Source organism: Sphingomonas hankookensis (assembly GCF_028551275.1).
GTDB classification, from domain to species: domain Bacteria; phylum Pseudomonadota; class Alphaproteobacteria; order Sphingomonadales; family Sphingomonadaceae; genus Sphingomonas; species Sphingomonas hankookensis_A.
In genome coordinates this window covers 3,515,036-3,535,625 of the sequence record NZ_CP117025.1, presented here as the reverse complement: position 1 = coordinate 3,535,625, position 20,590 = coordinate 3,515,036, and the positions used below count along the sequence as shown (strand labels likewise).

The window sequence follows — 20,590 nt, the reverse complement described above, 5'->3', positions numbered from 1 at the left end:
GGCTGCGCCGGAAGAGGTTTCGATGTCGGTCACTGCCGTTCCGCTCCGTCCCGTCAAGCAGCGTCATATCGTCTGGATATGGGTAGGGATCGTTCTGGCCCTGCTGCTCGCGGCCGGATTCGCCTGGGCCGGCACGCGCAGCGGCACCGATTCGTTCCTTGCCAGCAACGCATCGCGCTCCGGCGTCGTGACGACCGCCAGCGGCCTGCAATATGAAGTGCTGACCAAGGGCAGCGGCCCGACGCCGACCGACGCCGACGTCGCGCTGGTCAACTATGTCGGCAAGTTCACCGACGGCACCATCTTCGACCAGAGCCGCCAGCCGACGCCGACGTCGCCAAAGGGTGTCGTCCCGGGTTTCGGTGAAGCGATCAAGCTGATGCCGAAGGGGTCGAAGTACCGCTTCTGGCTGAAGCCCGAACTCGGCTATGCCGCGCCGCGTCCCGAAGGCGCGCCGCCGATGTCGCCGGAAGTCGAGAAGCTGTCGAAGCAGGTGCTGGTGTTCGATGTCGAGATGCTCGACTTCATTCCGGAAACGGTGCTGCAGCAGATTCAGATGCAGCAGATGATGCAGCAACAGCAGGGCGGCGCTACGCCCCCGCCGGGCGCGGTCCCGCCGCCGGCCGGCCGCTGAACCAGCCTCCGAACGAATCGCAGACGGCGCCGGTAGTACCGGCGCCGTTTTCGTTTGGGGTGCTGCGGGGGCGGGGCGCGAATGGCTGGTTTACGCGTGGCCGGTGCCGGTTATCGCGCGCTGCCGTCGATGTGGCGTAGTCTGATTGGCGGACGGGCGCTCTGGAACAGGTGCTAAGGCTCAGGGGCCGATCCGCCTTGTACCGAACGTTCGTGTAAGGGCGATCGAAATTCCGCCTGGTTCTTGCCCATGGCAGGAGCCGCGAGAGGCTCCTGCCCTCGCTGGAGCGACGGTTTCGCGCGGAACGCCGAATGATACGGTCTCGGGCGCTGGTCGCATACTCCGCATCAGTACATTGACGACATGATCCTGCGAGAGTTGGACGGTCGATCGTGGCGATCATGTCGGTGTCCAGAACCGGATGCGCGCCGCAGGGCGGCCATCGCGCCCGCCGCATTTCGTGCTATTCGCACGCCATGGCTTTCTGCATCCCGTTCCGCCGCGTTCCCGGCCGGACTTCCCATATGCTTCGATCGACGGCGCTGCTGGCGACGCTGTTGACGATCAGTGCGGCGCCCGCGGCTGCTCCCGCCGATACGGCCACGCTGGAGGCACTGCGTGCCGCCGATTTGCGGCTGGGTGCGATCGGGTATCGACTGGCGACGGCGAACGCCGCGCTCTGCAGCGATGTGGCGCCGGTGCCGGGCATCGTGGTCCATGCCATCGACCAATATGCCGAGTCGGAGCAACCGGCCGCGCGTACGGCGTTCGGCTTTGCGACCGGCGTGGCGGTAGAGGGCGTGGTGCCCGGCAGTCCGGCCGCCCTGGCCGGACTGCACGCCGACGATGCGATCGTCAGCGTCAACGGACAGCCGGTTCCGGTTGCCGATGGCGCCGGTCATGTCCGCACCCGCGACGCCATGGTCGCGCTGATCGACGCCCAGCCGGTCGACCGGCCGCTGACGATGGTCGTGCGGCGGGCCGGAAGCGACCGCAGCGTCGTCATCGCGCCATCGCCGGGGTGTCGCACGCTGTTCGAACTACGCGTCGGCACCACCATGGATGCGGTCGCCGACGGGCGGCTGGTGCAGATATCGAGCGCGTTTCTGGACAAGCTGGCGGATCCGCAACTCGCGGTAGTCGTCGGGCATGAACTGTCGCACAACATCCTGCGCCATCATGCGCGGCTGGATGCCGCGCGGGTCAGCCGGGGGTTGCTGGGTGAACTGGGCCGTAACGGGCGACTGCACCGTGCGACCGAGGACGATGCCGACCGACTGGGCGTGCATCTGTTGCGCAACGCCGGATGGGACCCGCAGGAGGCAGTCCGGTTCTGGCGGGGGCCGGGCGCGCGAATCGATGGCGGGATCTTTCACAGCAGAACCCATTCATCCGCGTCCAAACGCGCCCAATTGATTGCGGCGGAACTTGCCGCGCTGCCAAAGGGCGCACCCATTCCCTATCGGCCGCCAGTGCTGTCGACGCGCGATCAGCCGCTGCAATAGGTTCGAGCGCAGCCGAATCGTAACAATATGTTGCCACTATTGTTTTTGGCGCGGGAACTAACGCGATCTTAACCGGTTCCCGGCCAGTCGTTCGCGCGACCATTCTGGTCTTGATGGCCCAACGGCTGATCGCGAACGGAACGATAGGACTTGCAGGTGGCGTGCTGCTGTGCAAAAGGCGATCCGACGTAAAGTTTTGCAAGGGAGTGTAGAAATGGGTTTTGCCAAGAAGATGCTGATCGCGGCCTCGGCCGTGTCGATGACCGTTGCTCCGACGATCGCCAACGCTGCCAACGCTTCGAAGCTGTCGGTTGCTCGTGCGTCGGCTCCGGCTGCCAAGGGTGAGAAGCTGGCCGGCGGTGGCGTGATCGTCGCGATCCTGGCCGCTGCTGCCGTCGTCGCCGGCATCGTCGTCGTCGCTGACTCGGACAGCGATTCGGACAGCAACTGATTGTCCGCGCGGGTAACCGCGCCGCGATCTGTTGAAAGGGCGTCCCTCACGGGGCGCCCTTTTTCGTTATGGTGATGGTTGGTCGGACCGGCAGATGTCGGCTCCGGCGGCGACGGGCGTGTCGAGCAGGTGGCTCGGCAGCGGGGCGCCGTCTCGGCAAGCGGTCGACGATCGTGCTGATGGAAGCACGAAGCGCCGGGCGCCTGACTTTGCCGGGGGCGGCCGCTACAGGTCGGTTGGGCCGGCTCCGGACGAAGCTGGCGGGGTCCGGCAACGCTGAAACGAACCGGAACCCGATCGCCGTCGCGCCGGATCAGTCGACGCTTGCGCCGGTTCCTTCGGGACAATGGGTCGTCAGGAATCGCCGCGTTTCACCCGACAGGGCGAGGGCGGTCAGTCGGCCGGTGCGATAGGCGCCGGTATCGATGCCGATCCGGTTGTCGCGAAGATCGGGCTGATCGGTGACGGTGTGGCCATGGACCACGAACCGTTCATGGTGCCCGCGATGGTCGAGGAACGGCGCGCGGATCCAGCGCAGGTCCGACGACTTCTGATCGGCCAGCGCGACGCCGGGGCGGATGCCGGCGTGGACCATCACATAATCGCCGATCACGATGCTGTCGGGCAGCGACCGCAGAAAATCGATATGGGCCGGCGGCACATGGTCACGGATCAGGCGCTGAACACCCTTCAGGTCCTCGCGCTCATAGGTTTCGTCGTCGACGCCGTAGCTGAGCAGCGTCTCGCGCCCGCCGGCACGGTTGAAGATGCCGAGTGCCTGTCGTGCGCCATCGGCGGCTTCGAGCAGCAGTTCCTCATGGTTGCCGCACAGGCAGTGGACGTCGGGGCTGGCGGCGCACAGCGCCATCACCCGGTCGACGACGCCGCGCGAATCGGGACCGCGGTCGATCAGGTCGCCGAGAAAGACCAGGGTGACGCGGCGATCGCCCCGTTCGGGATCGGCATCGATCTGCGCCAGCAATTGCTCGAGACAGTCGAGCCGGCCGTGGATATCGCCGATCGCATAGACGACGCCGTCATCGGGTACGCGGGGAGCGGGGGCTGCGGATCGGCGAAAGAGCTTGGAAAAGACCATGATGCGCCAAGGCCTCTAGGCGAAAGGGGTGGCACGATCAATAAAGCGCCGGGTTTGCCAATCGGCTGACATCGTTCTATTGCGGCGCAGCAATTTTCAGGGATGGAAACGATGACGATCAAGAAGGTACGCAAGGCAGTCTTCCCCGTCGCCGGCTTGGGCACGCGGTTTCTTCCCGCGACCAAGTCGATGCCGAAGGAAATGTTGACCGTCGTCGACAAGCCCCTGATCCAGTATGCCGTCGAAGAGGCGCTGGAAGCCGGGATCGAACAGATCATCTTCGTCACCGGCCGCGGCAAGGGCGCGCTGGAGGATCATTTCGACGTTTCCTACGAACTGGAAGCGACGATGAAGGCGCGCGGCAAGTCGATGGCGCTGATCGAAGGCATCCGGCAGAAGCCGGGCAGCCCGGTCTATGTCCGCCAGCAGGAACCGCTGGGTCTCGGCCATGCGGTGTGGTGCGCGCGGGAGATCGTCGGCGACGAGCCGTTTGCGGTGCTGCTGCCTGACGAACTGATGGTCGGCGGGTTCCTGAAGCAGATGGTCGACGCCTATAATCAGGTCGGCGGCAACGTGATCGGCGCGCTGGAAGTGCCGGACAGCGAAACCGACAAGTATGGCATCATCTCGCCGGGCAAGACCGATGGTCGCCTGACCGAAGTCACCGCGCTGGTCGAAAAGCCCAAGGGCAAGGCGCCGTCGAACCTGATGATTCCGGGTCGTTACATCCTGCAGCCCGAAGTCATGCAGATCCTCGATTCGCAGGAGCCGGGCGCCGGCGGCGAAATCCAGCTGACCGATGCGATGGCCAAGCTGATCGGCAACCAGCCGTTCCACGGCTTCACCTTCGACGGCAAGCGGTACGACTGCGGCGACAAGGCCGGTTGGGTGCAGGCGAACATCGCGCTGGCGCTGGCGCGCGCGGACATCGGTCCGGCGGTGCGGGCCTTCGCCGAGGAAGCGCTGGCCAAGTAAGGAACAGGGCGGGGGCCGAGGCTCCCGCCGCTACAGGGTGACCAGCCGGTCATCCCCGAGGGTCGCGAGCAGGTCGATCAGACCGCCTGCCGCGACCCTTTGCGTGTCGGCGGACAGGCCGGCGAGCGCGAGGCCGGTCTGGCACGCGATCAGGTCCACGCCGCTGTCGGTCGCGATGGCGCGGAGGTCGTTCAGGCTCGGCAGGCCTTCCGGCGCGGTGGCATCGGTCGCGAGTAACTCGACTGCGTTTTCATGCAGATAGACTTGGGCACGTCCGCCCAGCGCGGCGGCGGCGCAGGCCATGGTCAGCGCGACGCGCAGCCGGTCCGGATCGGGACCGGCGACGACAACCGTCAGCCCGCGCATCGGCAGCCGGGGTCCTTGGGCAGGGTCAGGGTGCGGAAGCGGAAGGCGAGCAGGTCGGCGATCAGCAGCTTGCCCGCAGGGTCCTCGCCGAAGCCGATGATCGCGCGCATGACCTCCAGCGCGGCCATGCTGCCGAGGATGCCGGTCAGGGCGCCCAGCACCCCCTGGTCGGCGCAGCTGGCGTCGGCGCGCGCGGGGTCGTTGCCGACGAAGCAGCGATAGCAGGGGAGGTGCGGTTCCCAGCCGCGGAACACGCCCAATTGCCCTTCGAACTGGCCGACAGCGGCCGATATCAAGGGGATACGGGCGGCGAGGGCGGTGTCGGCGACGGTGAGGCGGGTTGCGAAGTTGTCGCACCCGTCGAGTATGGCGGAGGCGTTGGCGAGCAGATCGGCGGCGTTGGTGGCGTCAATTCGGACGGAGCGTGGCTCTACTGCGACGAACGGATTGATTCGGGCGATGGCGGATGCTGCCGCCGTGACCTTTTGCGCACCGATGTTGTCACCGGTGAACAGCGTCTGGCGTTGCAGGTTGCTGGCATCGACCCGGTCGTCGTCGATCACGACCAGCGTGCCGACCCCGGCCGCCGCAAGATATTGCAAAGCGGGCGATCCGATGCCGCCCGCGCCGATCACGACCACGCGCGCGGCCTTCAGCGCAGCCTGTCCGGCACCGCCAACTTCGCGCAGGACGAGGTGGCGGGCGTAGCGATCGAGTTCGGCGTCGGAGAAGGTCATTCGGCCCAGTCGAACAGCAGCACGGCGCGATACCAGTTGCCCGCGCCGACGAAGCGGGGCACCAGATTGCCGCGCGCATAGCTGACCACCAGCCCGGCGGCATATTGTTCGACGGTCGGGCAGTTGATCGCGCGGGGGATCGTCGCGCGGACGACATGATCCTCGCCGATCAGCACCGCGACATCGACCTGTACCTGCAGGCGGCCGCCGACCGGGGCGGGGCGGGGACAGCCGGTCCGGCGCATTTCGGACTGGACGAAGGCGGCCATGCGCGGTGTCGGATGCGGGGTGCGGCGATAGGGCAGCGGCGGCAGCGCGCTCCAGTCGATCGGCGACCGGGCCAGCGGCGCAGGCTGCGGCGCGATGGGCGGCGACGGTGCGACCAGAGGCGACGCCTGCACCAGCTGGGCGGTAAGGCCGAGCAGGGCGAAGGGCATCATCGGCCGGTCGATCCGAACCCGCCCGCCCCGCGCACGGTATCGTCGAGCAGGTCGACTTCGGTGAGGGTGGCGCGGGTGACCTCGGCCGGGACCAGCTGTGCGATGCGTTCGCCGCGCACCACGCGGAACGGTTCCTGCCCGAGATTGGCGAGGATCACCTTCACCTCGCCGCGATAGTCGCTGTCGATCGTGCCGGGGGTGTTGAGACAGGTGATGCCGTGCTTGAGCGCCAGGCCCGAGCGCGGGCGCACCTGTACCTCATAGCCCTCCGGAATCGCCATGGCGAAGCCGGTGGCGACGGCGTGACGTGCGCCGGGGGCCAGTTCGACATCCTCGGCGGCAACGACGTCCATCCCCGCCGCGCCGGCGGTGGCATAGGCGGGCAGCGGCAGGCCGGCACCATGGGGCAGGCGGAGGATCTGCAGCGCGATCACGGGGTCACCATCGCGTTCCGGACCGGTACGGGGGCGGGGTCGGCGGACATGCGGCGCACCGCGTCGATCAGGTCGGGGTCGTCGAGCAGGTCATGGCCGCGTCCCGGCAGCACGCGATAATCGGTGGCGATGCCGCGCAGTGCCAGTGCCTCTGCATAGGCGCGCGAGAAACGCTGCGGCGTCTCGCTGTCGTTGGCACCGACCAGCAGCGCGACGCGGGTGACCGGGGCGACCCCGCCGACCGTCATCAACGGGTCGAAGCTGTCGACCGGCGTGGCGAAGCCGCCATGGCCCTGTTTCGCGCGGAACTTGCGCCATTCGGGTAACATGCACGGACAGCCGGCGAGCACGACGCCGTCGACCAGCCCGGGGCGGAGGCCGACCAGCGCCGCCGCCATCGCCGCGCCGCCCGATTGCCCGACGAGGATCGTCCGCGCCTGGGGATAGCGATCCCGCCATCTCCTGATCGTATCGGCCACCGCTGCGATCCGGTCGGCGGTGTAGCTGTCGCCGCCGGTGCCGCCGCGCGATCCGGGGGAATGATTGCCCGCATCGTCATGATAGCCCGGCCGCAGCAGCGCGATGGCGCGCGCGTGCGGGATCGCGTCGGCCAGTCGGTGCGCGGCACCGGTGAAGGTCGCCGGAACCGCGCCGTCGCCATCGCCATGCAGCAAGACGACCAGCGTGCGGACGTCGCGCGGCGCGGCGGGGCCGAAGCTCTGCCCGGCCAGGGCAGGCGCGGACGGTGCGGAGGACGTGCCATGCGTCGCACATCCGGCGGCGGCGAGCAGGAGGAGGGGGCTAAGCCAGCGCATCGGCAATCCTGTCGGCCAGTCGACCGGCGACGTCGCTCTTGGGCGCATCGGCCCAATGGTCGATGCCGTCGGCGGTGACGAGGTGGACGCTGTTGCGGTCGCCACCCATCACATCGCCCGATACGTCGTTGGCGACGATCCAGTCAGCATTCTTCGCGATCCGCTTGGCGGTGGCATGCGCCAGCACGTCGTCGGTTTCCGCCGCGAAGCCGACCAGCAGCCGCGGGCGACGCGGGCTTTTGCCGAGCATCGCGAGGATGTCGGGATTGGGCAGCAGCGTCAGGGTCGGCGGGCCGTCGCCCTTCTTCAGCTTCGATGGCGCGGCCTCCACCTGCCAGTCGGCGACGGCGGCGACCATCACCGCCGCATCGGCCGGCAACGCCTGCGCAACGGCGTTCGCCATGTCGCGCGCCGATTCGACATTGACGCGGTCGACGCCCCCGGGCGTGGGGAGGGTCACCGGACCGGCGATCAGCGTCACCCGCGCCCCGCGCGCGGCACAGGCGGCGGCGATGGCAAAACCCTGTTTCCCCGAGGAACGGTTGGCGAGGTAGCGGACCGGATCGATCGCCTCATGCGTCGGGCCGGCGGTGACGAGCACATGCCGTCCGGCCAGCGTCTGTCGCGCAGCGGGCGCGGTCAGTGATTCGATCGCGGCGACGATCGCCGCCGGTTCGGGCAGGCGGCCGGGGCCATATTCGCCGCACGCCATCGCGCCCTCGTCCGGGTCCATCACGCTCACGCCGTCGCCGCGCAGCGTCGCGACGTTGCGGACGGTCGCGGGATGCTGCCACATGCGCACGTTCATCGCCGGCACGGCCAGCACCGGCTTGTCGGTCGCGAGCAGCAAGGTGGTGGCGAGATCGTCGGCGACGCCGGCGGCCATGCGCGCCATCAGGTCGGCGGTGGCAGGTGCGACCACGACCAGATCGGCCTGGCGGCTGAGCTGGATATGGCCCATCTCCGCCTCGTCCTTCAGGTCCCACAGGCTGGTATGGACCGGCTGTTCGCTCAGCGCCGCGAGCGTCATCGGTGTCACGAACTGCGCGCCGCCATCGGTCAGGACACAGCGGACGCTGTGCCCGGCCCCGCGCAGCAGGCGGATCAGCTCGCACGCCTTATAGGCGGCGATGCCCCCACCGACGATCAGCAATATGCGTGTCATCGGGTAATCCTCTGCACCCGAACGCGCCGCCTGTCGAGCAAGGTGCGCGTCAGATCGCGCAAGGCATCGGGCAGAAAGGCCATGCCGACCAGATAGGCGGGCGCGGCGATCAGTACCCAGTGAAAGCTGTCGGTCCGTGCGAATGCCGCGATCAACAGGGCGAAGACGCCGAACGTCGCCGCCGCGCGCACGCCGACCGGCCCCGGCGCCGCCGCCCAGCCGACCAGCGCGAGCATCGCCAGCGGCGCGCCTAGCCACCAGGGCAGCATGGTCAGCGCGGTCGAGCGCGCCATGCCCGATGCGAACAGCGCGGGGCCGTGCCAGCCGCCCCAGGCAGCGGCACTCATGTCGAGCGGCCCCGACACCATGGCGATCGCGCGGGCGTGGAGCGACAGGATGGCGACGAACAGCAGCAGGATCGCACCCCATGCCAGCGCCTCGCGCCGCTGCCGCCCGACCAGCGCGGCGAGAAGCATGACGACGGCATAGAGCGCGGCAGTCTCCCGAATCAGCATCGCGCACAGTGCCAGCGCGACGGCCTCGATCCAGCGATCGGCACGCCGGATGGCGAGCGACCATGCGACCAGCAGCCCGGCCCACAGCTCATGGAAATGGACCAGCGCCGGCTGGACGAAGGCGACCATGCCGCCGGCGAGCAGGAACAGCGCGGTGATGCGCGGCGGGCCGCGATCGAACCAGTCGCCGATCCGCCGGGTCCAGGCGAAACCGGTCGCGGCGGCGATCAGCACCAGCAGCACGACCGACACCATATCGGGCAGGGCCGCCTGAATCACGGTCAGCGTCGGCAGGCGGACGGCGGTGAACGGGCGCAGCGGATAGCCGGCTGCACGAAATTCGGTCGCGATGACGCCGTAATAGTCGCCGCCGCGCCGCAACCCGTCGATCACCGCGCCGTAGAGGCCGAGGTCGCCCTGTCCCCCGGCGCGGGTGCCGACATCCTCGACCGGCCGCATCCATGCCGTCAGCAACAGGGCGATGCCGAGCAGCAGGAGCACCAGCGCCATGGCCGGCCGCACTCCTGCGAACCGGCTGGGCGACGACAGCCACAGCGGTGGCCGCGGGCGGATCATCCCAGCAGCTGTACCAGCGCCGCGCCGGCCGCTCCGCTCGCCAGGGCGACGAGGCCATAGCGCCAACCGCCGCCGACCTTCACCACCGCGATATCGGGCAGCGGCGGAGAGGGCGGGGCGCCGCCGGGGGCGGGATAGCGTGCCTCGATATTGCGGATCAGGTCGGGCAGCCGGGCAAAGGTGCGCAGGTCGGTGACGATGCGGTCGGCGACCATCGCCTCCGGCCCCAGCTCGTCGCGGATCCAGCCGCGCACGAACGGTGCCGCCGTCTCCCACAGGTTGATATCGGGATCGAGCGCGGTCGCAACCCCCTCCACCATCACCATCGTCTTTTGCAGCAGCAACAGGTGCGGCTGGGTCTGCATGTCGAAATCGCGGGTGATGTTGAACAGCGAATCGAGCATCATGCCGACCGACATGTCCTTGACCGCCAGGCCGCGCATCGGTTCGCCCACCGCGCGCAGGGCGGTGGCGAATTCGGCGACATTGTGGTGCGCCGGCACATAGCCCGCTTCGAAATGGATTTCCGCGACGCGCTTATAGTCGCCGGTGATCAGGCCGTAGAGAATCTCCGCCAGCCACACCCGCGCGCGCCGGTCGATCCGGCCCATGATGCCGAAATCGATCGCGGCGATGCGCCCGTCGGGCAAGGCGAACAAATTGCCCTGGTGCATGTCGGCATGGAAGAAGCCGTCGGCGATCGCCTGTCGCAGGAAGGCGCGGACGAGGCGGGTCGCCATCGCGTTCAGGTCATGGCCGGCGGCGATCAGCGCGGGGCGGTTCGACAGCTTGATCCCGTCGATCCATTCGGTGGTCAGCACCTTGGACGTGGTGCGCTGCCAATCGATCGCGGGGACGGTGAAGTCGGGCTCGGCCTCCATGCCGTCGGCCAGTTCGGAGGCGGAGGCGGCTTCGCGACGCAGGTCGAGTTCGCGCGCGGTCCAGCGCTTCATCGTTTCGATGACGAGGCGCGGGCGCAGACGCTTCAGCTCGCCGCCCATCGTCTCCAGCCGGGCGGCGGCCCATTCATAGGTGTCGATCGCGTCGAAGAACTGCGCCTCGACGCCCGGCCGCAGCACCTTGACCGCGACGCGGCGGCCATCGGTGGTGATCGCGCGGTGGACCTGCGCGATCGAGGCGGCACCGACCGGGCTTTCCTCGATGGAGGCGAACAGCGCCTCGATCGGCTGGCCCAGGCCCGATTCGATCGCCGGGCGCACCACGTCCCAGGGCAGCGGGGGCAGGGCGTCCTGCAGCGACAGCAGATCCTGCGCGACCGCCTCGCCGACCAGATCGGGGCGGGTGGCGAGCGTCTGGCCGAGCTTGATCGCCGCCGGACCCAGCGCGGCGAACGCCTCGGCATAGCGCGGGGTCTTCGGCACGCGCGCGCCGAACCGGGCAAGGCGCACCACGCGGCGCAGGCGCGGCGGCGTGCGCGGGTTGCGCTCGATATCGATCAGCGCGCCGTGCCGCGCCAGCGTGCGGCCCCATTTCAGGATGCGCCATGTGTGGGTGAGCGTCGAGGTCATGCTGCCTTTGGCCCTGGAGCCCCGCCTGCGCGGGGGTTTGATGCCTTCGGCATCAAATCTTCCACCCGCTATGGATCGCGACCAGCCCGCCCATGATCGGTTCGACCCGGGTGCGGATGAAGCCCGCATCGGCGATCATTCGCTCGAAGGTCGGCATGTCGGGAAAGCGCCGGATCGATTCGATCAGGTAGCGATAGCTGTCCTCGTCATTCGCCAGCAGCTTGCCGAGCTTTGGCACCAGCTTGTGCGAATATTGGTCGTACACATCGGCAAAGCCCGGCCAGGTGACGGTCGAGAATTCGAGGCAGAAGAACCGCCCGCCGCGCTTCAGCACGCGGTGCGCTTCGCGCAGGGCCTTGGGGATGTCGGTCACGTTGCGGATGCCGAACGCGATCGTGTACGCATCGAAGCTGCGATCGGCGAAATCCAGCGTCTCGGCATTCTGTTCGGACCAGACGAGGCCGTCGATCCCGCGCTTTTCGGCGCGTTCCATGCCGACGCCCAGCATCGCCGGGTTGATGTCGGCGACGGTGATGGCCGCGCCGTGCTTCGCCATGCGGAACGCGATGTCGCCGGTGCCGCCGGCCATGTCGAGGATCGATTCGCCCTTGCCCGGCTTCACCCGCGCGACGAACCGGTCCTTCCACAACCGGTGCATGCCCCCCGACATGGCGTCGTTCATCAGGTCGTAGCGGGCAGCGACGCTCGCGAACACATCGCCGACGCGCCGCGTCTTCTCATCGGGGGCTACGTCTTCGTAACCGAAGGATACCGTGTCGTTCATGGGCACAGCCCTAGCCGCGCCTTGTGGCGGGGGCAAACCGAACCTAGCTTTCTTTGCACCAAGGGGCGTACCGTCCCGATCGTCAGGATCCCATGCCCGAACTGCCCGAAGTCGAAACCACCGTCCGGGGCCTCGCCCCCGTGCTGCACGGCCAGCGGCTGACCCGCGTCGTCGCCAACCGCGCCGACCTGCGTCGGGCGATACCGGTCGATCTGGGCCAGCGGCTGACCGGGGCGACGGTGACCGGTCTTTCGCGCCGGGCCAAATATGGGCTGATCGATACCGATCGCGGCGACAGCTTCATCTTCCACCTCGGCATGTCGGGGCGCTGGCGGGTCGACCCGGAGGAGCCGCTGGTCCACGATCATCTCGTGCTGGAAACGGCGGCGGGGCGGCAGGTGGTGCTGAACGACCCGCGCCGCTTCGGTTCGGTCGACCTGATGCCGACCGCCGAGGTGCCGGCATGGCCGCCGTTCCTCGCCTTGGGGCCCGAGCCGTTGGGACCGGACTTCACCGCCGAGCATCTGGAACGCCGCTTCGCCGGGCGGATCGCGCCGGTGAAGCTGCTGCTGCTCGACCAGCGGATCGTCGCGGGACTCGGCAATATCTATGTCTGCGAGGCGCTGAACGTCGCGCGAATCGCCCCCACCCGGCCGGCAGGACAGATCGCGCCCGAACGGCTCGCGGCACTGGTCGATGCGACTCGCGCGGTGCTGTTGTCAGCGATCGAGGCGGGCGGGTCGACCCTGCGCGACTATGCCCGGCCGGACGGCGAGCTCGGCTATTTTTCGAAGCAATTCCGGGTCTATGGCCGGGAAGGCGAGCGGTGTCCGTGCGGCGGCACGGTCGAGCGCCGGGTCGATGGCGGGCGCTCCACCTTCTGGTGCCGGACATGCCAGCAATAGTTGACCGCGCGGGCTTAAGCGTTTAAGGGGCGCACCTTCTCCGGTCGGGATCTACTCGATCGGCACCAATCATTTGCGAGAGTCGAGGACGGCATGGCGAATACGCCACAGGCGAAGAAGCGTATCCGGCGCAATGCGCGTCGTGCGGAAATCAATGGTGCGCGCGTCGGCCGCATCCGTACCTTCGTGAAGAAGGTCGAGGCAGCGATCGTCGCCGGCGACCGCGAAGCAGCCACCACCGCGCTGGCGAACGTCCAGCCGGAACTGGCCCGTGGCGTCGCCAAGGGCGTGCTGCACAAGAACACCGCGAGCCGCAAGTTCTCGCGTCTGACCAAGGCCGTCGGCGCGATCGCCTGATCGCGTAAGGCCATTGTCGGCAAGCAGGATACCCCGTCGGCCATAGCGCCGGCGGGGTTTGTTGCGTTCGGCCTATGCCAAGCGCGCTATGGTATCGATGCCGGCCAACCATCCCCAAATTGGTTCCGCGAGCCCACGTCGAATCAAGCCTTCGGGAAATGGCGGAAATCCTAGGATTCCGCTGATTCACGGCGCGAACTTGCGCTTAACATATTGTTATTGAACCATAAAAAAGAAATCCGACGCATTTCTGCGGCTGGGGGCGTGTCAACTGCCTTTATTTCGGTTTGATGACTTGATCGAAGCGCATTCCGGTTCCTAAACAGCACTCCCCGACGCACTCGTGGCGAGCAGGGGCCCACGCGAATCTTCGCGTGCGACCGACGCTTCGGCGCGGTCGAGGGGGGATTTTTAGACGACGGACCGACAGGGCCGGGAGGCATGCTTCCCGGCGCGGGAGAGGTATGTTTCAGTGACGATGCCGGTGGATCATGAACAGGTGGAGGTGGCAGCGGCTTGGGCCCGCGTGCGCCAGAACCTGCGCGTGTCCGCCGGGCAGCGACTGTTCGACCGGTGGTTGAAGCCGATGGAGCTGGTCGCGCCCGATGGCGACGGCGTGGTCCGCCTGACGCTGCCATCGGCCTTCATGACCGATTGGGTCCGCAACCATTATGCCGAGCGCTTGGCGCATGAATTCCGTGCCCAGCTGCCCCATGTCCGTGACGTCACCGTCGAAACCGCCACCGCCTTGCCCACCCGAATCGTTCCGCCCGCTCCGTTGTTCGATTCGGCACCGGCCGAAGCGCCGTTGCCGCTGATGGCGGCGGCCGCCGCCGCACCGATGCCCGCCGTGCCGCAGCGTGCCCCGGCCGAGCGTCCGGCGTTCGACCCGCGCTATCGATTCGACCGGTTCGTGGTCGCGCCGTCGAATCGCGTGGCGTTCAACGCGGCTAAGGCGCTGGCCGAACCGGGCGTGCCGCGTTTCAGCCCGCTGTTCCTCCACAGCGCCACGGGCTTGGGCAAGACGCACCTGATGCACGCCATCGGCCATGCCTTCCTCGAGGCCGATCCGGGTGCGAGCGCGGTCTATCTGCCGGCCGAGCGGTTCATGTTCGAATTCGTCGCGGCGATGCGCGCGCGCGACACGCACAGCTTCAAGGCGCGGCTGCGCGGCGTCGACCTGCTGATGATCGACGACCTGCAGTTCGTTGCCGGGAAGGACGCCACGCAGGAGGAATGCCTCCACACGATCAACGCGTTCATGGACGCGGGCAAGCGGGTGGTGATCGCCTGCGACCGCTCGCCGGCGCTGCTCGACGGGATCGACCCGCGGCTGCTGTCGCGGCTGGGCGGCGGTCTGGTCGCCGATATCAAGACGCCCGAAACCGAGCTGCGTCACGAAATCCTGGCCGCCAAGCTGGCCGAGGTGCCGGGTACCGCGGTGCCGGAGGATGTGATCGACCTGCTCGCCGGGCGGATTCGCGGCAGCGTGCGCGAGCTGGAAGGCGCGCTCAACCGCCTTGTCGCCTATGCCTCGCTGACCGGTGAGACGATCGACATGGCGTTTGCCCATGCGACGCTGGGCGAGATGCTGGCGGGGCCGGCCAAGCGGGTTACGATCGACGATATCCAGCGCGCGGTATCAGCGCATTTCGAGGTGAAGCAGCTCGACCTGGTATCGGCGCGCCGCGCACAGGTGATCGCGCGACCGCGTCAGGTGGCGATGTATCTCGCCAAGCGGCTGACCACCCGGTCGCTGCCGGAGATCGGCCGCAAGTTCGGCAATCGCGACCATTCGACCGTGATCCATGCGGTTCGGCGGATCGAGGAACTGCGTGGGGTGGATCGCGAAATCGACGCGGCGGTCCGTACGCTGATGCGCTCGCTCGAAGGCTGAAGCCCCTTACCCAACGCCACTGCCGTTTGCTTCGAGCGCAGGTTCGAGCCTGTTGAGAACCGAAGTCGAGAAGGGGGTGCCCCAAACGACCAAGTTCTCGACAGACGCTTCTCGACAAGCTCGAAGCTGCTCGAACCGAACGGATTGCGGGGGAAGGGGGCAGAAGGGTTCACGCGGAGGCGCGGAGCGTGTGCGCGTCGGGCAGGCGCCTTGCCGCGGCAGCAGCCTCACCCCTAGGGCTATCGCTAGCGCAAGCATCTCCCGATCGCGGAGGAGGTGCCCCGATCGCACTCCCTCCGCGCCTCCGCGCCTCCGCGTGAACCCAATTTCTTACGTAACGACGTCCGGCTCGTTCCGCCCGGTATGCTCCCGGATCGACGCCACCGTCTCCGCCGCCGCCACCAGCGGGGCGAGCGCGTCGCCGGTCTGCTGCGCCAGATCGCCGTCCGCCGGCTCGTAGCGCTCGATATAGACCCGCAGCGTCGCGCCCTGCGTGCCGGTGCCCGACAGGCGGAACACGATGCGCGAGCCATCGGCGAACAGGATGCGGATGCCCTGCTTGCGGCTGACCGATCCGTCGGTGCTATCGTGATAGGCGAAGTCGTCGGCTTCCGAGATGGTCAGGTCGCCGATCGTCGTGCCGGGCAGCGTCGCCAGACGGTCGCGCAGCGACGTCATCAGCGCGTCGGCGCCGGCCTGTTCGACGCCCTCATAATCGTGGCGCGCATAATAGTTGCGGCCATAGCGCGCCCAATGGTCGGCCATGATCTCGGCCACCGGCTGGCGGCGGCGGGCGAGGATGTTGAGCCACAGCAGGACTGCCCAGAGGCCATCCTTTTCGCGGACATGGTTCGATCCGGTGCCCGCGCTTTCCTCGCCGCAGATGGTGACAAGACCGGCGTCGAGCAGGTTGCCGAAGAATTTCCAGCCGGTCGGGGTTTCGTAGAGCGGCACGCCCAGCGCCTGCGCCACGCGGTCGGCGGCGGCGGAGGTCGGCATCGAGCGGGCGATGCCGGCGATGCCGTCCTTGTACGCCGGGGCGAGGTGGGCGTTGGCCGCAAGCACCGCCAGCGAGTCGGAGGGCGTCACGAAAATGCCGCGCCCGATGATCAGGTTGCGGTCACCGTCACCGTCCGATGCCGCGCCGAAATCGGGGGCGTCGTCGCCCATCATCCGCTCGTACAGTTCATGCGCATGGACGAGATTGGGGTCGGGGTGATGGCCGCCGAAATCGGGCAGGGGGGCGCCGTTGACGACGGTGCCGGTGGCGGCACCCAGGCGACGCTCGAGGATCTCGGTCGCATAGGGGCCGGTGACCGCGTGCATCGCGTCGAACGACAGGCGGAAGCCGCCGGCGATCAGGTCGCGGATCGCGGCGAAGTCGAACAGCCCTTCCATGCATTCGGCATAGGCGGCGACGGGGTCGATCACCTCGACGGTCAGGCCGTCGACGGTCGTCTCGCCGAGCGTGTCGAGGTCGATATCGGTTATGTCGCTGATGACGTAGCGGTCGATTTCCAGCGTACGGGCATAGAGCGCGTCGGTGAAGCTCTCCGGCGCCGGGCCGCCGTTCGAGACATTGTACTTGATGCCGAAATCCTCGTCCGGCCCGCCGGGATTATGGCTGGCCGACAGGACGAGGCCGCCGATCGCGCCGCGCGTGCGGATGACGTTGGAGGCGGCAGGCGTCGAGAGGATGCCGCCCTGTCCGACGATCGCCCGCGCGAAGCCGTTGGCGGCGGCCATGCGGATCGCGGTCTGGATGACCTCGCGGTTCAGGTAGCGCCCGTCACCCCCGATCACCAGCGTCGCACCGTCCTCGCCCTCCACTACGTCGAACACCGACTGGATGAAGTTCTCGGCATAATGCGGCTGCTGGAACACCCGCACCTTCTTGCGCAGGCCCGACGTGCCGGGCTTCTGGTCGGTAAAGGGCGTGGTTTCGACGGTGCTGGTCACGAGCGGCTCCTCGTTTGGTATAACGAGGAGCGCATATCGCGCCGACTTTGACTATGACAGTGAAATCAGGCTCAGACTTGCAGGCCGAGCGCCTGCTGCGCCGCCAGCAGCGTCGGCCGCGCCAGCGCCTCGGCCCTGGCCGCGCCCTTGGCCAGCGTCGCGCCGACCGCCACCCGGTCGTCGAGCAGCGCGACCAGCCGGTCGCGGATCGGCCCCAGCTTCGCCACCGCCAGATCGGCCAGCGCCGGCTTGAACGCGCCGAATCCCTGTCCGCCGAACTGCCCGAGCACGTCCTGCGGCGTCTGTCCCGACAGTGCGGCATAGATGGTGACGAGGTTGCGCGCCTCGGGCCGTTCCGCCAGCCCCGCGACCTCGGACGGAAGCGGTTCGGGGTCGGTCTTCGCCTTGCGGAACTTGGTCGCGATCGCCTCGTCCGAATCGATCAGGTTGATGCGGCTCATGTCCGAGGGATCGGACTTGGACATCTTGGCGCTACCATCGCGCAGGCTCATGATCCGCGGCGTATCCTCCGGGATCATCGGTTCGGGCAGCGGGAACAGCTCGACCCCGAAATCGAGGTTGAACTTGGTCGCGATATCGCGCGCCAGCTCCAGATGCTGCTTCTGGTCCTCGCCGACCGGCACATGCGTCGCCTTGTACGCCAAGATGTCGGCGGCCTGCAGCACCGGATAGGTGAACAGCCCGACGCTGGCACCTTCGCGGTTCTTGCCGGCCTTGTCCTTCCACTGGGTCATGCGGTTGAGCCAGCCGACCCGCGCCGTGCCGCCGAGAATCCAGGCCAGCTCGCTATGCGCCGGCACGCGCGCCTGGTTGAACAGGATCGAACGGTCGGGATCGATTCCCGCCGCCAGCAAGGTCGCCGCCATCTCGATCGTGTTCGACGCCAGTTCCTTTGGGTCCTGCGTGACGGTCAGCGCATGGAGGTCGGCGAGGAAGAACAGGCACACATCGTCCGCGCCCATCCGGTCCTGCAACCGCACCCAGTTGCGGATCGCGCCCAGATAATTGCCGAGGTGGAGATTGCCGGTGGTCTGGATGCCGGAGACGACACGCATTGCAGGGTTCCTAGTTACGCGGCGCGCCGCCGGAGCAGCGCGCGAAGATCGGCCAGCCGGAACGCTCCGGTGGCAAGGCAGGCGACGCCATAGACGATCGCGCCCGCGCCGACGAGGGCGACCATGCCGAGGATGCGGGTGACGACCGCCCCCGTCGTCCACGGCGCGACCAGCGTATCGGCAAAGAACAGCGCCGCCCCCATCAGCAGCGCGGCGACGGCGAAGCGCGGCAGGCGATGGGTCAGCTGCCGGTCCAGCGCGAAATGGCCGCGCCGTTTGAGCGTGACGTACAGCATCGCGACATTGACCCATGCGGCAACGGCGGTCGCCAGCGGCGGGCCGATATGGGCGACGGTCGGGATCAACGCGAGGTTCAGCACGATGTTGATCCCGATCGACCACATGGCGAAGCGCACCGGCGTCCGCGTATCCTGCCGCGCATAGAAGCCCGGCGTCAGCACCTTGATCAGGACATAGGCCGGGAGTCCCAGCGAGAAGGCGGCGAGCGACTGGGCGCAGCGGATCGTATCCTCCGGCCCGAACGCGCCATGCTGGAACAGCGCGCGGATGATCGGTTCGGCGACGGTCAGGAACGCGATGGTCGCGGGCAGCGTCAGCAGCAGCGCCAGTTCGATGCCGCGATTCTGCGTATCCATCGCGCCCGCATCGTCCTTGCGGCTCAACTGGCGCGAAATGGTGGGGAGCAGGATGGTGCCAAGCCCGATTCCGATCAGCCCCAGCGGCAGCTGGTTCAGCCGGTCGGCATAATAGATGTAGGAGATCGACCCGGCATCGAGCAGCTTGCCCGACAGCGCGGTGGATATGACCAGGTTGAACTGCATCGCCCCCGCCCCGGCGGCGGCGGGCACGATCAGCTTCAGCATCGCGCGCACATCGTCGGTCATGCGCGGCCGGCGGGGTTTGAGCGACACGCCCGCGCGGCGGCAGGCGAACATCAGCCAGCCCAGCTGCAACGCGCCGCCCGCCGTCACCGCCCATGCCTGCACCCGCGCCGTCGCATAGGCGTCCGGCCCGTGGAAGAACAACAGCCCTGCGACCATCGCGACGTTGAGCAGGATCGGGGCGGCGGCATTCACCCAGAATTTATCGAGCGAATTGAGGATCGCGCCCAGCAAGGACACGATCGAGATCAGCAACAGATAGGGAATGGTGATCCGCGACAGCGTGACCGCATAGGCGAACTGGTCGGGCGTCGGATCGTTGAACCCGCCCGACAACAAATAGGTCAGCGGCCAAGCGGCGATCAGCATGACCACCGTCGCCGCGATCAGCACCGGCAGCAGCACCGAGAGCACGTCGCGGGCAAAGGCGATGCCGGCGCTGAGCCCCTGTCCCTCGGCGGCCTCGTCGCCTTCGGCCACCTTCTTGTTGAACAGCGGCACGAACGCGGCGTTGAACGCCCCTTCGGCGAACAGCGCGCGGAACATGTTGGGCAGCCGGAACGCGACGAGGAACGCATCCGACGCGAAGCCCGCGCCGACGAACGTCGCCTGCAGCGAATCGCGGACCAGCGCCAGCACCCGGCTGGCAAGCGTCAGCCCGCCGACCGATCCCAGCGATTTTGCGAGTTTCATGCCCTAGGGCCGATCGACATGCAGTGTTCCCGGTGCCGTTCTGGATCGAGGGGCCGCGACGTTCATCATCCCGGACATGGTCGAGACCTCGGCGAAGTAGCCCTTGGCGTATCCCCGCGCAGGCGGGGATTCAGGGCAACATACGCAAGCCTTCGTCTTGCCTGGCTCTGGACCCCCGCCTGCGCGGGGGTACGGAAGCGGGCGGCAGTCAGGGTCTGAATGCCGATCGGACTTCCGTCAGCCCCGCCGCCAAGACTTCAGGCGTGACCGGCGACCTCGCCCATCCCGGCCTGCTGTTCGGCCTGGCTGAGATACAGCTGCGCGAAGTCGATCGGCTCCAGCATCAGCGGCGGGAAGCCGCCGTCGCGCACCGCATCGGCCAGCACCCGGCGGGCGAAGGGGAACAGGATGCGTGGCGCTTCACCCAGCAGGAACGGCTGGAGATGCTCGGCGGGAATGTTGCGCAGGCCGAACAGGCCGGCGAACGACAGGTCGACCAGATACATCACCTGATCCTCGATCTCGGCCCGGGCCTCGATCTTAAGCACGACTTCATGGACATCGTCGCCGACCTGGTTCGCGCCGATGTTGAACTGCACGTCCAGCTTCGGGCTGCCCGGCAGCTGGTACACGCCCGGCGCGTTCGGATTCTCGAACGACAGGTCCTTGACGTACTGGGTGATGACGTTGACCGACGGCTGGCTGTCGTCCCCATTGGCAAAGGCGTCGATGCCGGTGGCGTCGTTCTGATCTTCCATGGTAGTTCCTGTCCGCTACGG

At 67.8% G+C, this 20,590-nt stretch carries 21 protein-coding genes; 7 read left to right on the top strand and 14 right to left on the bottom strand.

Annotation, left to right across the window (positions count from 1 at the left end; all coding sequences use genetic code 11):
• Positions 1-22: 22 nt before the first annotated feature.
• The 3 genes from PPZ50_RS16830 (at position 23) to PPZ50_RS16820 (ending at position 2,590) form a co-directional block, all read left to right on the top strand.
• Positions 23-634, top strand: a complete 612-nt coding sequence (locus tag PPZ50_RS16830; RefSeq protein ID WP_272815603.1) for an FKBP-type peptidyl-prolyl cis-trans isomerase — start codon at positions 23-25, stop codon at positions 632-634.
• A gap of 524 nt (positions 635-1,158) precedes the next feature.
• Positions 1,159-2,139, top strand: a complete 981-nt coding sequence (locus PPZ50_RS16825) for a M48 family metallopeptidase (protein WP_272815602.1) — start codon at positions 1,159-1,161, stop codon at positions 2,137-2,139.
• Between the two features lie 214 nt (positions 2,140-2,353).
• Positions 2,354-2,590, top strand: a complete 237-nt coding sequence (locus PPZ50_RS16820) for a hypothetical protein (RefSeq protein WP_198158490.1) — start codon at positions 2,354-2,356, stop codon at positions 2,588-2,590.
• A 313-nt stretch (positions 2,591-2,903) separates the two neighbouring features.
• On the opposite strand, the gene PPZ50_RS16815 is transcribed toward PPZ50_RS16820, so the two are convergent.
• Positions 2,904-3,686: a metallophosphoesterase family protein gene (locus PPZ50_RS16815; protein WP_272815601.1), complete on the bottom strand. Its 783-nt coding sequence runs from the start codon at positions 3,684-3,686 to the stop codon at positions 2,904-2,906.
• A 111-nt stretch (positions 3,687-3,797) separates the two neighbouring features.
• Between PPZ50_RS16815 and galU the strand changes: the two genes are divergently transcribed.
• A complete protein-coding gene (gene galU, locus PPZ50_RS16810) occupies positions 3,798-4,661 on the top strand; it encodes a UTP--glucose-1-phosphate uridylyltransferase GalU (RefSeq protein WP_272815600.1) in 864 nt (287 codons plus the stop codon).
• A 30-nt stretch (positions 4,662-4,691) separates the two neighbouring features.
• Here the strand turns inward: galU and PPZ50_RS16805 are convergent, their stop codons facing one another.
• Genes PPZ50_RS16805 through PPZ50_RS16765 form a run of 9 tightly spaced genes read right to left on the bottom strand, consistent with a single transcriptional unit; the run spans position 4,692 to position 12,022 of the window.
• Positions 4,692-5,027, bottom strand: coding sequence for a DsrE family protein (locus PPZ50_RS16805; RefSeq protein WP_272815599.1), 336 nt, complete (start codon positions 5,025-5,027; stop codon positions 4,692-4,694).
• Entirely contained in the window at positions 5,015-5,764 is a 750-nt protein-coding gene (locus PPZ50_RS16800) for a HesA/MoeB/ThiF family protein (RefSeq protein ID WP_272815598.1), read from the bottom strand. Before PPZ50_RS16800 ends, PPZ50_RS16805 begins: the two co-directional genes overlap by 13 nt.
• The gene (locus PPZ50_RS16795) at positions 5,761-6,204 is read right to left on the bottom strand and encodes a hypothetical protein (protein WP_272815597.1); all 444 of its coding nucleotides are present in this window, start codon (positions 6,202-6,204) and stop codon (positions 5,761-5,763) included. Before PPZ50_RS16795 ends, PPZ50_RS16800 begins: the two co-directional genes overlap by 4 nt.
• A complete protein-coding gene (gene dut, locus PPZ50_RS16790) occupies positions 6,201-6,638 on the bottom strand; it encodes a dUTP diphosphatase (RefSeq protein ID WP_272815596.1) in 438 nt (145 codons plus the stop codon). The genes PPZ50_RS16795 and dut overlap by 4 nt, the downstream gene beginning before the upstream one ends.
• Positions 6,635-7,453, bottom strand: a complete 819-nt coding sequence (locus PPZ50_RS16785; protein ID WP_232307860.1) for an alpha/beta hydrolase family protein — start codon at positions 7,451-7,453, stop codon at positions 6,635-6,637. The genes dut and PPZ50_RS16785 overlap by 4 nt, the downstream gene beginning before the upstream one ends.
• Complete coding sequence (gene coaBC, locus PPZ50_RS16780; RefSeq protein WP_066688405.1) at positions 7,440-8,618, bottom strand: bifunctional phosphopantothenoylcysteine decarboxylase/phosphopantothenate--cysteine ligase CoaBC; 1,179 nt, start codon at positions 8,616-8,618, stop codon at positions 7,440-7,442. Before coaBC ends, PPZ50_RS16785 begins: the two co-directional genes overlap by 14 nt.
• Positions 8,615-9,709, bottom strand: a complete 1,095-nt coding sequence (locus PPZ50_RS16775; protein ID WP_272815595.1) for a hypothetical protein — start codon at positions 9,707-9,709, stop codon at positions 8,615-8,617. Before PPZ50_RS16775 ends, coaBC begins: the two co-directional genes overlap by 4 nt.
• Positions 9,706-11,238, bottom strand: a complete 1,533-nt coding sequence (gene ubiB, locus PPZ50_RS16770; RefSeq protein WP_272815594.1) for a 2-polyprenylphenol 6-hydroxylase — start codon at positions 11,236-11,238, stop codon at positions 9,706-9,708. Before ubiB ends, PPZ50_RS16775 begins: the two co-directional genes overlap by 4 nt.
• 52 nt (positions 11,239-11,290) lie before the next feature.
• Entirely contained in the window at positions 11,291-12,022 is a 732-nt protein-coding gene (locus PPZ50_RS16765; protein WP_066688412.1) for a class I SAM-dependent methyltransferase, read from the bottom strand.
• Positions 12,023-12,114: 92 nt separating this feature from the next.
• Here PPZ50_RS16765 and mutM point away from each other — a divergent pair, with 92 nt between their 5' ends.
• From mutM to dnaA, 3 genes are all read left to right on the top strand, one after another.
• The gene (gene mutM / locus PPZ50_RS16760; protein WP_272815593.1) at positions 12,115-12,927 is read left to right on the top strand and encodes a bifunctional DNA-formamidopyrimidine glycosylase/DNA-(apurinic or apyrimidinic site) lyase; all 813 of its coding nucleotides are present in this window, start codon (positions 12,115-12,117) and stop codon (positions 12,925-12,927) included.
• A 93-nt stretch (positions 12,928-13,020) separates the two neighbouring features.
• The gene (gene rpsT, locus PPZ50_RS16755) at positions 13,021-13,284 is read left to right on the top strand and encodes a 30S ribosomal protein S20 (protein ID WP_056459222.1); all 264 of its coding nucleotides are present in this window, start codon (positions 13,021-13,023) and stop codon (positions 13,282-13,284) included.
• A gap of 478 nt (positions 13,285-13,762) precedes the next feature.
• Positions 13,763-15,181: a chromosomal replication initiator protein DnaA gene (gene dnaA / locus PPZ50_RS16750; protein ID WP_272815843.1), complete on the top strand. Its 1,419-nt coding sequence runs from the start codon at positions 13,763-13,765 to the stop codon at positions 15,179-15,181.
• Positions 15,182-15,511: 330 nt separating this feature from the next.
• Here dnaA and PPZ50_RS16745 read toward each other — a convergent pair whose 3' ends face one another.
• From PPZ50_RS16745 to secB, 4 genes are all read right to left on the bottom strand, one after another.
• Entirely contained in the window at positions 15,512-17,140 is a 1,629-nt protein-coding gene (locus PPZ50_RS16745) for an alpha-D-glucose phosphate-specific phosphoglucomutase (RefSeq protein ID WP_272815592.1), read from the bottom strand.
• Positions 17,141-17,211: 71 nt separating this feature from the next.
• On the bottom strand, positions 17,212-18,216 hold the full coding sequence (gene trpS / locus PPZ50_RS16740; protein WP_272815591.1) for a tryptophan--tRNA ligase: 1,005 nt from the start codon (positions 18,214-18,216) through the stop codon (positions 17,212-17,214).
• A gap of 14 nt (positions 18,217-18,230) precedes the next feature.
• Positions 18,231-19,811, bottom strand: coding sequence for a murein biosynthesis integral membrane protein MurJ (gene murJ / locus PPZ50_RS16735; protein WP_272815590.1), 1,581 nt, complete (start codon positions 19,809-19,811; stop codon positions 18,231-18,233).
• Positions 19,812-20,068: 257 nt separating this feature from the next.
• On the bottom strand, positions 20,069-20,569 hold the full coding sequence (gene secB, locus PPZ50_RS16730; protein WP_272815589.1) for a protein-export chaperone SecB: 501 nt from the start codon (positions 20,567-20,569) through the stop codon (positions 20,069-20,071).
• Positions 20,570-20,590: the final 21 nt, after the last annotated feature.